Genomic DNA, 14,572 nt, shown 5'->3' with positions numbered 1-14,572 from the left:
GCCCGGGCCGACCTCGCGGCCGCGGCGGCGCGGCTGTCGGCCACCCTCCGAGGCAAGGCCTGACTCCGGCTGCGGCGCCGCGCGGGGGGGGCGGCCCCCCCCCCCCCGGCGGGGGCCGCCGCGGGGGGGGGGGGGTTGGGGGTTTGGGGGGGGGGGGGGGGGCCGCCCCCCCCCCGGGGGGGGGGGTGGGGGGGGGGGGGGGGGCGCCCCCCCCCCCCCGAACCCGGCTCCGCCGGGCACCGGGCTCTGCCCGGACCCGCTCCTCAAACGCCGGAGGGGCTGAGATGCCCCGGCAATGGCCGGCTTGCTGCCAAGGCCAAGGCCAAGGGCCAGGGCCAAGGCCAGGGCGAGGGCCAAGGGCGAGGGCCAAGGCCGAGGAAGAGGGCGGGGTCAGGCCGTCAGGACGGAGGTGGCGGCCGCTCGGGCCGTGGCTACGCAGGCCGCCACGCCCACGCCCTCGTACGCCGCGCCGCACAGGGCCAGGCCCGGGAGTTTCGAGGCCGCCTCGCGGATGCGGGACACGCGGGCCCCGTGGCCGACCGTGTACTGGGGGAGGCCGCGGTCCCAGCGGGTCACGCGGGCCGCGAGGGGCTCGCCCATCGGGCCCACCGCGTGGTGGAGCTCGGTGATCGCGGAGCGGATCAGGTGGCGGTCCGGGCGGGCCAGGACGTCGTCCTCGCCGATCCGGCCGATGGAGGCGCGCAGGACGAACGTGTCCGGGGCCGCCGCGGCCAGCCACGGCCACTTGTTGGAGAGGAAGGACGCCGCCTTCAGGGTGTGCCCGTCCACCGGCGGGACCAGGAAGCCGTTGCCCTCCGGGAGGAAGTGCGCCCGGGTACGGGAGAACGCCATCGTGATCACGGCCGTCGAGGCGTGGGGGATCGCCGACAGCTCGGCCTCCGCGAGCGGCGAGTGCGGGCGCAACAGCTCCGCCGCCGCGAAGGCGGGGAGGGCCAGGACGACCGCGTCCGCTTCCATCGTCAACGGGCCGTCGTCCGTCATGGCTTCCACCCGCCACCGGTCGCCCGCCGCCCGCTGGAGTGCGCGCGCCGTCGTCCCCGTCAGGATCCGCGCCCCGCAGGCCTCCGCCACCGCCTGCGGGAACCGGCCGGTGCCGCCGGCCACGCCCTGCACGGCCACCGGGGCCGACCGCGGCGCGCCCGCCGCCCTCATCCGGCGCAGCGCGGGCAGCAGCGGCCCGCCTCGTTCCGCGAGCGCCGCGATCCTCGGCATGGCCGCGCGCAGCGACAGCCGTTCGGCGCGCCCGGCGTAGACCCCGCCGAGGAGGGGTTCGACGAGTCGGTCCACTGCCTCCCGGCCGAAGCGGCCCGCCAGGTACTCCGTCACCGAGCAGTCCCCGGCGAGGGGAGCGGCGGGCAGGCTCTCCTCGGCCGCGACGCGGGCGACGCCCTCCGGCGAGAGCAGACCGGTGGCGGCCAGGGTCGACGGGTCGGTGGGGACGCCCATGACGTGCCCCGCCGGGAGCGGCCGCAGCGCGCCGTTCGTCCAGATGACGGTCGGCGCCTTCGACGGGTCGCACAGGGCCTCGCCGAGCCCCACCGCCGCAGCCAGTTCCACGGCCTCCGGCCGCAGGGCCATCAGGGATTCCGCGCCCTCGTCGACGGTGATCCCGGCGACGGTGCCGGTACGGAGCTTGCCGCCGACCTTGGCGTGGCTCTCCAGTACGGTCACGTCGGCCCGGCCGCGCAACTGCCACGCGGCGGCCAGACCGCTGATCCCACCGCCGATGACGATCACTGAACGCATTGTCTTCTCCCGATATGTTCCCTTTGGGAATCTATGGCACGGCCGGGGGCCTACACATCGTGCTTTCGGCCAGGGTTCGGACGTCCTCCTGGAACGGGAAGCTGCCCGGTTCGTACGCGCAGTACGGGTCCGCCTCCAGCACGTCGCGCGTGAAGCCGTACGCCCGGGAGCGCGAGCCGCCGCACACCGCCTTGAACTCGCACGCCCCGCACTTCCCGCGCAGCGACGAAGGGTCCCGCAGCCGCTCGAACAGCTCCGACTCGCGGTAGATCTCCGTCAGCGGGCGGTCCTTGACGTTGCCCGCCGACACCGGGAGGAAGCCCGACGGGTGCACCTCGCCCGTGTGCGAGACGAAGACGAAGCCGCGCCCCGAGGAGACGTCCATCGGCGGCCGCCGCACCGGCCGACGCTCCCCGTCGAAGAGCCCCAGCTCCGCCGCGCGGGCGGTCAGCCGCGCGTGGAGCGGGCCGAGCTCCGGGCGTTCCCCGCGCGCGGCGAGCACCGTGCGCTGGAGCGCGATCCGCCGGAAGTGGTGGCCCTCGGTGGTCTTGGTGGCCATGACCGAACCGCAGTCGTAGAGGAAGTGCAGAGCGTCCTCGATCTCGGCCGGGGCGAGCCGGCCGAGCTGCTCCCCGCGCCCCGTGGGGACCAGGACGAAGCCCGACCACAGCATCGCGCCCTCGCGTTTCACCAGCGCCGCGACGTCGGCCAGGTCCTCCAGGCTCTCGCGCGTGATCGTGGTGTTGACCTGCACCTTCAGGCCCAGTTCGCGCGCCGCCCGCCAGCCCTCCAAGGTCCGGTCGTACACCCCCGGCACGCCCCGGAAGGCGTCGTGCCACTCCGCCGTCGACCCGTCCAGGGAGAGCGACACCGCGACCGCGCCCGCGTCGCGGACCGCGGTGAGGTTGGCCCGGGTGAGGGTCGGCGTACCGGAGGGGGAGACGGCGACGCGCAGGCCCAGCGAGGTGCCGTACGCGATCAGGTCGGTGAGGTCGGCCCGCTGGAAGGGGTCCCCTCCGGTGATCACGAAGAGGGGGCTCGGCCTGCCGAACTCGGCGACCCGGTCCATGACGCGGCGGGCCTCGGGCCCGTCCAACTCCCCGGGGTGGCGGGTGGTCTGCGCCTCGGCCCGGCAGTGCAGACAGGCCAGCGGGCAGGCCCGGGTGGCCTCCCAGATGACGATGAACGGGCGCTCGGCGACGGAGTGCCGGGGCCGCCGCACGACGGTGGTGGGCTTCACGAAACCCGCTCCCAGCCACGCTTCGGCGCCCGGTTGGCGAGCTGCTCCGGATCCCGCCGCCGGTAGACCACGTACGGCCGGAACAGGTACTTCAGCGGCGCCGAGAACATGTGCACCAGCCGCGAGTACGGGATCAGCGCGAACAGCGTGAGCCCGAACAGGACGTGCAGCTTGAAGGCGAGCGGGGCGCCGGCCATCAGGTGGTGGTCGGGGGAGAGGGTGAACAGGCTGCGGAACCAGACCGAGACGCCCTCGCGGTAGTTGTAGCCGTCCGTCTGCCCGGTGGAGTTCAGGATCGTCGCCGTCAGGCCGAGGACGATCGCGCCGAGCAGGAAGGCGTACATCAGGTGGTCGCTCCTCAGCGTCGCCCGGCGGACCGCGGGGACCTTGAAGCGCCGGTACACGAGGACGCCGATCCCGGCCGCGGCCGCGATCCCCGCCACCGCGCCCGTGGAGACGGCCAGCAGGTGGTAGGCGTGGTCGCTCAGGCCGACCGCGTCGGTCCAGCTCATCGGGACCAGCAGACCCACCACATGGCCCAGGACCACGAACAGCATGCCGAAGTGGAACAGCGGCGAGCCGATGCGCAGCAGCCGCGACTCGTGCAGCTGCGTCGAACGCGTGGTCCAGCCGAACTTGTCGTACCGGGCCCGCCAGACCGTGCCCGCGATCAGCAGCGCGACCGAGAGGTAGGGGAGCACGCCCCACAGGAGGAGGTCCATCAGGCCGTCCGCCTTTCCGCGAAGGTGGGCCAGGGGAGGTCGGCCGGTCGATCGGCGCCGATGGTGGTGCCGACGGCGGTGCCGATGTCGATGCCGGGGCCGAACGGCGCCGGCGGCGATCCCGCGCCCACCAGCTCCTGCGGCGGCCCGCTCCGCGCGAGCGCCTTCGCCTCGGCCCTGGTCTCGGGGGACGGGCCGGGCAGCGTCGAGCAGACCGCCTCCAGCACCCTGGCGTACGGGGAGGCGGACTCGGCGAGCGCGAGCCGCAACAGCTCCAGACCGGCCCGGTGCTCCTGGAGCAGCTCGGTGCCCGCCTCCTCGCGCAGCGCGGCGAACTCCAGCGCCACCGGCAGGAAGTCGGGCAGCTCCTCACCGGCGAACTCCAGCCCGAAGTCCCGGTAGATCCGCTTCAACCGGACCAGCGACAGCCCGCGGCGCCGGGTGTCCCCGTCCACCCACCACGTCAGGTACAGACAGCGCCGGTTGCGGGTGTCGAAGGTGCCGGTGTACTCGGCGCACAGCTCGATCGGGGAGAGCGACTCGGCGTGGTCCAGGAAGGCGCCGAGCAGCGCGGCCGGTTCGGCGGGCGCCCCGGCGAGGGCCGCGCGCAGCCGCGGGAGTTCGTCGTGGAAGTGGTCGCCGGGGTATTGCAGCGCGCAGCACGCGACGAGTCGTACCAGCGCATCGGGGGAACGGGAGCCGGTGGTCACGAACTCCTCCTTGTCGGGCTGAGGTTGAGCATCACGCGCGGCTCGCCCACCGCGCCCACGGGGCAGCCGTCGTCCAACGGGTGGGACTCGGCGAGCGCGTCCGCGTCGGCGCGGGCCGACGTCGGGATGACGAAGCGGTCCTCCTGCTTGGCGATCGCGAGCAGGCGGAACATGTCCTCCATCTCGACGCCGGTGAGCCCGACCGCCGTGGCGATCGACTCGTCCTTCTCCTCGCCGAGGTTGATCCGCCGCATGTACGCGCGCATCGCCGCCATCCGGCGCAGCACCGCCTCCACGGCGTACGTGTCGCCCGCCGTGAGGAGCGCCGCGAGGTACTCGACGGGGATGCGCAGGGCGTCGATCGCCCCGAACAGGTTGGCCGCGTCCTCGCCGTCGCCGCCGGTGGCGGCGACCGCCTCGACGACGGGGGAGAGCGGGGGCACGTACCAGACCATCGGCATGGTCCGGTACTCCGGGTGCAGGGGGAGGGCTACCTGGTAGCCGGCGATCAGGTCGTACACGGGGGAGTTCCGCGCCGCCTCGATCCACTCCCGGGTGATGCCGGAGCGCCGCGCGGCGGCGATCACGGCCGGGTCGTCCGGGTCGAGGAAGCACTCCAGCTGGGCGGGGTAGAGGTCCTGCTCGTCCTCGACCGCGGCGGCCTCGGCGACCTTGTCGGCGTCGTAGAGCATCACGCCGAGGTAGCGCATCCGGCCGACGCAGGTCTCCGAGCAGACGGTCGGCATGCCGACCTCGATGCGCGGGAAGCAGAAGGTGCACTTCTCGGCCTTGCCGGTGTGGTGGTTGTAGTACACCTTCTTGTACGGGCATCCGGTCACGCACATGCGCCAGCCGCGGCACTGGTCCTGGTCGACGAGGACGATGCCGTCCTCCTCGCGCTTGTACATCGCGCCCGAGGGGCAGGAGGAGACGCAGGCCGGGTTCAGACAGTGCTCGCAGACCCGGGGGAGGTAGAACATGAAGCTCTGCTCGAACTCGAAGCGGATCTTCTCGCCGACCTCGTCGCGGATCTTCTCCACGATCGGGTCCTTCGGCGCGTGGGCGGGGGCGCCGCCGAGGTTGTCGTCCCAGTTCGGACCCCACTCGATCCTGTCGATGGGCTCCCCGGTGATCTGCGAGACCGGGCGGGCGGTGGGGAGGTCGTCGCCCGCCGGGGCCTCGGTCAGGTTCTTGTACTCGTACGTCCAGGGCTGGTAGTAGTCGTCGATCTCCGGCAGGTGGGGGTTGGCGAAGAGGCCGCCGAGCTTCTTCAGCCGGCCGCCGGCCCTCAGGCGCAGCCTCCCCGAGCGGGTGCGCTCCCAGCCGCCCCGCCACTTCTCCTGGTCCTCCCAGCGGCGCGGATAGCCCTGGCCGGGGAGGGTTTCGACGTTGTTGAACCAGACGTACTCGGTGCCCTGCCGGTTGGTCCACGCCTGCTTGCAGGTGACCGAACAGGTGTGACAGCCGATGCACTTGTCGAGGTTCATGACCATCGCGACCTGTGCCATCACCCGTCCGACTTTCGCTTCGCGAGGGGGCATGGGACTAGTACTCCACCTTCTGGTCGCGGCGGCGGATGACCGTCACCTCGTCGCGCTGGTTGCCGGTCGGGCCGAGGTAGTTGAAGGCCCAGGTCAGCTGGGCGTAGCCGCCGATGAGGTGGGTGGGCTTGAGCATCACCCGGGTCAGGGAGTTGTGGATGCCGCCGCGGCGGCCCGTCTTCTCCGTCCTGGGGACGCCCACCGTCCGCTCCTGGGCGTGGTTCATGTAGACCGTGCCGGGCGGCATCTTGTGGGAGACGATCGCCCGGGCGGTGACCACGCCGTTGCGGTTGACCGCCTCGATCCAGTCGTTGTCGGCGACCCCGATCGCCTCCGCGTCCTGCGGGGACATCCACACCGTCTGACCGCCCCGGCCGAGGGTCATCATGTAGAGGTTGTCCTGGTACTGGCTGTGGATCGCCCACTTGTTGTGCGGGGTCAGGTAGCGCACCGCCACCGACTTGGTCTTCTCGTCGACGACGCCCAGCTCGGGTTCCCCGTACAGGGCGTGCATGTTCAGCGGCGGCTTGTAGACGGGCAACGACTCCCCGACCTCGTGCAGCCAGTCGTGGTCGATGAAGAAGTGCTGGCGGCCGGTGAGGGTGTGCCAGGGCTTGAGGTGCTCGGTGTTGACGGTGAAGGCGGTGTAGCGGCGCCCGCCGGACTCCGAGCCCGACCACTCCGGCGAGGTGATCACCGGGACCGGGCGGGCCTGGGTGTCGGCGAAGGTGATCCGCTTGCCCTCGGCCTCGGCGGCCAGATGGGCCATGGGCGTGCCGACCTGCTTCTCCAGGGTCTCGAAGCCCTGGGTGGCGAGGCGGCCGTTCGACGTGCCGGAGAGGGCCAGGATCGCCTCGCAGGCCCGCTGCGCGGTGTCCAGACGGGGGCGGCCGTCGGCGATCCCGCCCCTGACCCGCCCGTTCTTCTCGCCGAGGTACGCGACCTCCTCCGCCACGTCGAAGGTGACGGCTTTCGTCGTCACGCCGAGCCCGTCCACGAGCGGGCCGAGCGCGACGAACTTCTCGCCGACCGCCCCGTAGTCCCGGGTCACCACCGCGAGGTCGTACATCGTCCGGCCGGGCACGGGCTCGCACTCGCCCTTCGACCAGTCGAGCGCGACCCCGCCCGGCTGGGCCATCTCACCGCCCGGGGTGTCGTGCTGGAGGGCGGTCGCCACCAGGTCCTTGCGCACGCCCAGATGGGTCCCGGCGAGCTCGCCGAAACGCTCGGCGAGGCCGCGGAAGGCGTCGTAGTCGGAGCGGGCCTGCCAGGGCGGGTCCACGGCCGGGGTGAAGGCGTGCAGGAAGGGGTGCATGTCCGTCGAGGACAGGTCGTGCTTCTCGTACCAGGTGGCCGCCGGGAGGACCACGTCCGACAGCAGCGTCGTGGACGTCATCCGGAAGTCCATGCTCATCAACAGGTCGAGCTTCCCCTCCACGTCCTCCTCCCGGTAGGTGACGTCCCTCGGGGCGCAGCGCGGCCCGTGCTCGGGGAGGTTGGAGTGCGTGCCGAGGAGGTGCTTGAGGAAGTACTCGTTGCCCTTGGAACTGGAGCCGAGGAGGTTCGCCCGCCATACGTTGAGCACGCGCGGCCAGTTGTGCGGCGCGTCCGGATCCTCGCCGGCGAAACCGAGCGTGCCGTCCTTCAGCTGGCGAATCGTTTCCCCGACCGGATCCTCGGCATCGCCCAACTCCAGCGGGTTGCGGTCGAAGGTCGGGTACGAGGGCATCCAGCCCATCCGGGCGCTCGCCGCCAGGCAGTCGGAGCCCGTCATGCCGTCGAACGCGCCCGTGGCCAGCGGCGAGGCCAGGGCCTCGGCGGGCAGGGTGTCGTAACGCCACTGGTCGGTGTGGAGGTAGAACCAGGCCGCGCCGATCATCTGGCGCGGCGGGCGGGACCAGTCGGAGGCGGCGGCCAGGGTGGCCCAGCCGGTCACCGGGCGGCACTTCTCCTGGCCGACGTAATGGCCCCAGCCGCCGCCGTTGCGGCCCTGGCAGCCGGTGAGGGTGAGCAGGGCGAGGAAGGAGCGGTAGATGGTCTCGGAGTGGAACCAGTGGTTCGTGCCCGCGCCCATCAGGATCATGCAGCGGCCCCGCGACTCCTCGGCGGTCCGCGCGAACTCCCGCGCCACGCGCGCCGCCTGCGCGGCCGGGACCGAGGTCAGCGACTCCTGCCAGCCGGGCGTGCCGGGCTGCGAGGCGTCCTCGTAGCCGGCCGGCCACTCGCCGGGCAGACCCGGGCGCTCGACCCCGTACTGGGCGAGCATCAGGTCGAAGACGGTGGTCACGAGCCGCCCGCCGAGGCGGCGCACGGGGACCCCGCGGCGGACCGTACCGCCGCGCTCGTCGTCCTCGAAGCGGGGCAGCGTGATCTCCGCGGTGCCGTTCTCCCCGAGGAGCGTCAGCCGGGGGACGGTCTCGCCGAGGTCCAGATTCCACTCCGGGGTCTCGTTCTTCCCCCAGCGGTGCCCGAGCGTGCCGTTCGGGACGACCGGCTCACCGGTCACGTCGTCGACGAGGACGGTCTTCCACTCCGCGTTCTGCGTCTCCCGCCCCAGATCGGCGGCGGTCACGAACTTGCCCGGCACCAGACCCTGTTCCGTCTCCTTGAGCGAAACGAGAAAAGGAAGATCGGTGTACTTCCGCACGTAGTCGACGAAGAACGGCGTCTCCTTCTCCACGAAGAATTCCTTCAGGATGACGTGCCCCATCGCCAGGGCCAGCGCACCGTCCGTACCGGGGTGCGGATGCATCCATTCGTCGGCGAACTTCGTGTTGTCCGCGAAATCGGGGGAGACGGTCACGACCTTCTGTCCGCGATAACGCGCCTCCGCCATCCAGTGCGCGTCGGGCGTCCGCGTGACGGGGACGTTCGAGCCCCACATCATCAGGTACGCGGCGTCCCACCAGTCACCGGACTCCGGCACGTCGGTCTGGTCCCCGAACACCTGCGGAGAGGCCACGGGCAGGTCCGCGTACCAGTCGTAGAAGCTGAGCATCGGCGCGCCGATGAGGGAGTGGAAACGGGCACCCGCCGCGTGCGAGGCCATCGACATCGCGGGGATCGGCGAGAAGCCGGCGACCCGGTCCGGGCCGTGCTCCTTGATGGTGTGCACGTGAGCGGCGGCGACGATCTCGGTCGCCTCCTCCCAGGTCGCCCGCACCAGACCACCCTTGCCGCGGGCCCACTGGTAGGCGCGGCGCCGCTCGGGGTCGCCTTGGACGTCGGCCCACGCCAGCACCGGATCGCCGAGGCGCGCCTTCGCCTCCCGGTACATCTCCAGCAGCACGCCCCGCACATGGGGGTGGCGCACCCGGGTCGGCGAATACGAGTACCAGGAGAACGAAGCCCCACGAGGACAGCCGCGGGGCTCGTACTCGGGCCGGTCCGGGCCCACGGACGGGTAGTCGGTGGCCTGGGTCTCCCAGGTGATGATCCCGTCCTTGACGTACACCTTCCAGCGGCACGAACCGGTGCAGTTCACGCCGTGGGTCGAGTACACGACCTTGTCGTGGCTCCACCGGTCCCGGTAGAAGGCCTCGGCCGCACGGCCGCCCGTCCGATGGACGGTACGCAGGTCGCCGGAGACCTCGGCACGAGTGAAGAAACTCCCCGCCCTGACGAGCGGATCCGCGGCGTGACGCTTTTGCAAGGCGACCCTCCAGGCCGAGAAGAACGGTGCGTCATCGACGCTACGCCTGCGGAAAAGCAGAATCCGGTGACGAAGGTCCCGGGCGGGCGTGACCTCTTTCCGGTATTTCACGGGCCGGGCGGATGCCAGCCTGGAGAAGTCCAACTCCGCCACGGCGGAGCAAAATCACGCGGGGAAATTCCGATTACCGGTGGCGACAAAAACGAGACGTACATGGCTCCCGGACGAGCACGGTGCCTGGGCGATGCTGACGGTGCCCTTCCTCGCGGGCACGCTGCTCGCCCCCCGGCCGGGGTGGGCGCACGCGCTGCTGTTCGCGGCGTGGCTGCTCGGTTACGTAGCGGTCTTCCACGGCCGGCAGTGGCTGCGGCTGCACGCGCGCGGCCTGCGCTCGGCCGCCCGGCACGCCCTTCCCGCGGTCGTGTTCGGGGCGGCGTTCGCGGTGGCCGGCGTGCCGTTGGCGGTCCTCCACCCGTGGCTGGTGCCGGCGGCCCTGCTCGCCGCGCCCTTCGTGGCGGTCAACACGTACTTCGCGTGGCGCGGCCGGGAACGGGCCCTGCGCAACGGCCTGGCGGCGGTGGTCCCAGCATGCGGGATGCTGCTGGTGGCGGCCCACCTGGGAGGCCTCGGCCCGGCCGGGTCCTGGCCGGGCGGGGTGGCGTGCCTGCTCTACTTCGCGGGGACGGTGCCGTACGTGAAGACGATGATCCGGGAACGGAACTCGCGGGCGTACCGGGCCGGTTCGGCGGCCTACCACGCGGCGGCCCTGGCGGTGGCCGCGCTGCTCTCGCCCTGGCTGGCGATCCCCTTCGCGGCCTACCTCACCCGCGCCCTCACCCTGCCGGGCCGAGCCCTGCGCCCCCCGGCGGTGGGCGCACTCGAACTGGCCTGCTCCACGGCCCTCCTGGTGACGCTGCCCCTGTCCCTCTGACGTCCTCGCTCCCACACGGCCGCGTGCCAGGCGGGCCCCCGCAGGCCGTCGAACCCTGGTGCCCGGCGGGGCGGCCCCCACTTGGCACCCCCGTGCTGTCGGGGTCGGGTGTGCGGCGGGGTGCCCCCGCAGGGCGTCGAACGCACCCCGCTCGTCTTGCCGGTGCCGCACCATGTTCGACGCCCGAGGAGGTGCCCCGGCGCGGGCCCGGCCCCGACGGCCCTTAGGCGCGGCCCGGGCCGGGGTGCCGCTGCGCGGGGCCTGTCCCCTACCCGCCCTTCCACCGTTCCCCGGGCTCTGCCCGGACCCGCGCCTCAAACGCCGGCGGGGCTGGAAAGCCCCTGGGGCTCCGCCCCAGACCCCGTGCCTCAAACGCCGGCGAGGCTGAGATTGCCCGCCGGCGGGGCTGAAAAGAACCCGGCGGCGGTTGAAGGTGCCCTTCGGGCGAACCAGCCGCGCCCGGCGGGCGGCAGCAGCCGAATCCAGCCCCGCCGGCGTTTGAGGCGCGGGCGCGGAGCGCCGTCGGGGTGACGGGCGGAGCACGGACGAGGCGGACGGGCGCGCAGCGCCGGGGGAACCAGGCCCCCCCGGACCGCCCACCGAGCCGGAGGCTAGATGGCTTCCTTGCGGGTCAAGAAGTTGAACGACACCCACCCCGGCAGCACCGGCAACCAGAACGTCATCAGCCGGAACAACAGCACCGCCGAGATCGCGACCTCCTTCTCCAGCCCCGCCGCGATCAGCCCCAGCGTCAGCGTCGTTTCCACCGCGCCGATGCCACCCGGCGTCGGCGCCGCCGAGCCCAGCGCGTTGCCCGCGAGGAAGACCACCGCGATGCTCGCGAGGCTGATTGTCTCGCCGCCCCCGAACGCCCGGATCGACGCGTCCAGGCACATCACGAAGCAGCCGGTCAGCAGCAGCATCCCGCCGATGCCCGTCATCAGCTTCTGCGGCCGCTGGAGCACGTCCAGCATGCGCGGCACCACGCCCGCGAACAGCGCCCGTACCCGCGTCACGACGAACTTCCGCATGAACGGGACCGCCGTCACCACCAGCACCAGCACCGCCACCGTCAGCAGACCGGCGATGACCGTCCTCGACGGGGTCATCTCGGGGGTCTTCTCGGTCCCCGTCAGATAGCCGAAGGACAGCAGCAGCAGGATGTGGCTGGCCAGTCCGAAGAGCTGCGAGGCGCCCACGCTCGCGACCGCCAGCCCCGGCCGGACCCCCGCGCGCTGCAAGAAGCGCGTGTTCAGGGCGACACCGCCCACCGCAGCCGGCGCGACCAGCTTCACGAAGGAACCGGCCACCTGCGCGACCACCGTCCGCAGGAACGACACCCGCTCCGGCACGAAGCCCAGCAGGCTCATCGCCGCCGCGAAGTAGCTCAGAGCCGAGAAGGCGAGCGCCGCCCCGACCCAGCCCCACTGCGCCTTGCCGACGACGGTCCCGAAGTCCACGTGCGCGAGCTGCGTCAGCAGGAAGTACGCGCCGAACGCGCCCGCGATGAACGAAACCAGCGTGCGCGGCCGGATCCGCTCCAGCCGGGCCGGCTCCACCGGGGCCTGCGGGCGGATCAGCAGGACCTGCCGCCGGATCTGGCTCAGCAGGTCCTCCTCCCGGGCCCCGTCCAGCGCGTCGTCCAGCGCCTTCTTCTCGGCCTTGCGGTCGGCGACCGGGTTCGTGTCCGATCCGGCCGCCTCGCGCGCCGCCTTCGCCGCCCGCGAGGACTCCAGTACGGCCTCCCGCTCCCGGTCCGCCCGCTCCCGGGCCAGCCTGCGCAGCGTCGCCCGGGTGGACCGGCTCAGCGCGATCGGCTGCAGCAGCGGCAGGCAGTCCGCCACCGTGTCGGGGCCGAGCACCGACACCGCCGAGGCCACCGAGCGCTCCGCGCCGACCCGCAGGCCGAGGGTGGTCAGCAGTTGCGCGACGTCCATCCGCAGGACCAGATCACCGGCCGCGATCTCGCCGCCGCGCAGGTCGGTGAGGACGACGTTGCCGGAACGATCCACCACCAACGCGTCCCCGGTGAGCCGCCGGTGCGCGATCCGCCGCGACTGCAGGGCCCGTACCTGCTTCCACGTGTTGTGCGTCAGCTCGTCCGTGATCTCCTCGTCGGGGAGCGAGTCCAGGGTCCGGCCGTCGAGGTGCTCGTACACGAGCATCACGGCGTCCGGGCCGAGCTCGGAGGTGGCGATCAGCTTGGGCGCGTTGGCCCCGGCCGCGATGGCCGCGTAGGCGAGGAGGGCCTCCTGCTCCAGTGCCTGGCGCAGCGACTGGAGGCTGCGCCGGGTGGTGATGCCGCGCAGGGTGAGCCGGCGCCAGACCCGGTAGAAGAAGCCCTGGGCCTGCTGTTCGCGGTCGACCACGGTGACGTCGAGCGGCGGGCCGTCCTCCAGGGTGACGTGGTAGCGACGGCCCCGGTCGCCGGTCTCGGAGGCCTCAGGTCCTCCCTCGGTCTGCTGCTCCGCGCGCATCGCGCTGACCGGCTGGAAGCCGACGCGGCGCAGGCCCGCGAGGAGGTTCTGCCCGGTGGGGCGGACGTTCGGGGAGCCGACGGCGTACAGGGTCCCGTACGCCACGGTCCAGCCGATGAGCACGGTGAGGATGATCGAGAAGGGGGTGGTGTAACCGCTGACCAGCATCGTGAAGGCGTCGAGCAGCAGCACCACCCACAGCGCCACGCGCCAGCGCGGTCTGCGGGTCATCCCCACGGCCGTCATGTACGCGATCACGGGCGCGAGGTAGCCGTGCACCGGGTCGGTGAGGTCCCCGGCGGTGCCGGCGGGGATCGTCAGGGCGTCCTGGATGGTCTCGGGGGCGGCCTGGGACACCCACAGGTCGGTGGCGAGCGTGACCCCGTGCGCGAGGACGGCGGCGAGCACGCCGTCGGCGATGCGCAGTCCGTCGCGTTTGATCAGCCGCTCGATGGCGAAGGCGACGGGGAGCAGCAGCACGGCGATGCTGGAGACCAGCGCGGCGACCTTGATCAACAGGTCGGGCGCGGCTCCGGTCCCCTGGTTGATGTCGGCTTCCAGGCCGGCCGTCGTGCCGTGGGCGAAGGCGGAGATGCCGAGCACGACGGCGATGCCGAGGATGCCGACGAGGAGGCGTACCAGATCGGACGGCCGGTGCACGCGGGCGGCGAGCAGCGGTTCGTCGACCTCGACCTGATCGGCGGCCGTGGGAGCGTGCCCGTGCGGGCCGTCCTCGGGGGCGCCCTCTTCGCGTGGCCCGTCCCCGGGTGCCCCGTCCTCGGGGCCGCCGCCGTGCCGCGCGGGCCCGTCTCCGGGGGAGTCCGGGCGCGGGGTGGTGCCGTCGTGACGAGCGCGGTCGTGGGTGCCGTGGCTCTCGCCGTCGCCGTCGCCCGGGCGCGCGTCGCCGTCCGTCGCCGCGCCGTTCGGAGGGCTCACACCCTGCTCCTTCGTCGTCACATCCGTCTCTTCTTGATCACGTATCACCAGTCACCGCCCGGAAGATGGTGGCACGGACCGACCGGGGAGCGGGGCATCAGGGTGCGCGCCGGTATGGAACCGAGGCTTCCGTCGAGGGGCCGCCGGCGTGCTGCACCATGGGCCGGATGAGCGAGGAACTGCCCGCGTACGCGGAGCACGTACTGGAGGTGGCCGAGCGGATTCCGCCCGGCCGGGTGATGACGTACGGGGACGTCGCCGAGTGGCTCGGGGAGGGCGGACCGCGTCAGGTCGGGCGCGTCATGGCCCTGTACGGGGGAGCCGTGCCCTGGTGGCGCGTGGTGCGGGCGGACGGCGTCCCCCTGCCCGGACACGAACTGCGCGCGCTGGAGCACTACCGGGCGGAGGCCACGCCGCTGCGCCTGACGGCCGGCGGCGAGGCACGGCTGGACATGCGCCGGGCACGCTGGGACGGGGAGCCCGGGGACCCCGGCCGGGACGGCACGCGCGACGAGGCTCACACCTGACAGCTTCGGCCATGGGGGGCCTGAGCGGGCGGTCGAGGGAACGCGCGAACGCCCGTACGGGGTACCCGG

At 72.8% G+C, this 14,572-nt stretch carries 9 protein-coding genes; 2 read left to right on the top strand and 7 right to left on the bottom strand.

Annotated features, from left to right (window positions below):
* Positions 1 to 390 precede the first annotated feature (390 nt).
* From hemG to ACFYYJ_RS38620, 6 genes are read right to left on the bottom strand one after another with little or no spacing between them, the layout of a single operon-like run.
* Entirely contained in the window at positions 391 to 1,767 is a 1,377-nt protein-coding gene (gene hemG, locus ACFYYJ_RS38645; protein ID WP_389139267.1) for a protoporphyrinogen oxidase, read from the bottom strand.
* A 31-nt stretch (positions 1,768 to 1,798) separates the two neighbouring features.
* Positions 1,799 to 3,007, bottom strand: coding sequence for a TIGR04053 family radical SAM/SPASM domain-containing protein (locus ACFYYJ_RS38640; RefSeq protein ID WP_389139265.1), 1,209 nt, complete (start codon positions 3,005 to 3,007; stop codon positions 1,799 to 1,801).
* Entirely contained in the window at positions 3,004 to 3,729 is a 726-nt protein-coding gene (gene narI, locus ACFYYJ_RS38635; protein ID WP_389139263.1) for a respiratory nitrate reductase subunit gamma, read from the bottom strand. The genes ACFYYJ_RS38640 and narI overlap by 4 nt, the downstream gene beginning before the upstream one ends.
* A complete protein-coding gene (gene narJ, locus ACFYYJ_RS38630) occupies positions 3,729 to 4,439 on the bottom strand; it encodes a nitrate reductase molybdenum cofactor assembly chaperone (protein WP_389139261.1) in 711 nt (236 codons plus the stop codon). Before narJ ends, narI begins: the two co-directional genes overlap by 1 nt.
* Positions 4,436 to 5,980: a nitrate reductase subunit beta gene (gene narH / locus ACFYYJ_RS38625; RefSeq protein ID WP_389139259.1), complete on the bottom strand. Its 1,545-nt coding sequence runs from the start codon at positions 5,978 to 5,980 to the stop codon at positions 4,436 to 4,438. Before narH ends, narJ begins: the two co-directional genes overlap by 4 nt.
* 4 nt (positions 5,981 to 5,984) lie before the next feature.
* Positions 5,985 to 9,632 (bottom strand): nitrate reductase subunit alpha, encoded by a 3,648-nt coding sequence (locus ACFYYJ_RS38620; protein ID WP_389139257.1) that lies wholly within the window; start codon positions 9,630 to 9,632, stop codon positions 5,985 to 5,987.
* A 190-nt stretch (positions 9,633 to 9,822) separates the two neighbouring features.
* Between ACFYYJ_RS38620 and ACFYYJ_RS38615 the strand changes: the two genes are divergently transcribed.
* Entirely contained in the window at positions 9,823 to 10,563 is a 741-nt protein-coding gene (locus ACFYYJ_RS38615) for a YwiC-like family protein (RefSeq protein ID WP_389139255.1), read from the top strand.
* Positions 10,564 to 11,174: 611 nt separating this feature from the next.
* Here ACFYYJ_RS38615 and ACFYYJ_RS38610 read toward each other — a convergent pair.
* Positions 11,175 to 14,024, bottom strand: a complete 2,850-nt coding sequence (locus ACFYYJ_RS38610) for a flippase-like domain-containing protein (protein ID WP_389139253.1) — start codon at positions 14,022 to 14,024, stop codon at positions 11,175 to 11,177.
* A 110-nt stretch (positions 14,025 to 14,134) separates the two neighbouring features.
* Here ACFYYJ_RS38610 and ACFYYJ_RS38605 point away from each other — a divergent pair, with 110 nt between their 5' ends.
* The gene (locus tag ACFYYJ_RS38605; protein WP_385134210.1) at positions 14,135 to 14,503 is read left to right on the top strand and encodes an MGMT family protein; all 369 of its coding nucleotides are present in this window, start codon (positions 14,135 to 14,137) and stop codon (positions 14,501 to 14,503) included.
* The last annotated feature ends 69 nt before the right edge of the window (positions 14,504 to 14,572 follow it).

This window comes from Streptomyces sp. NPDC002467, from assembly GCF_042889825.1.
Classification (GTDB): domain Bacteria; phylum Actinomycetota; class Actinomycetes; order Streptomycetales; family Streptomycetaceae; genus Streptomyces.
Note: the sequence above shows the minus strand (reverse complement) of the source record. Positions and strands in the feature narration are given on the sequence as shown.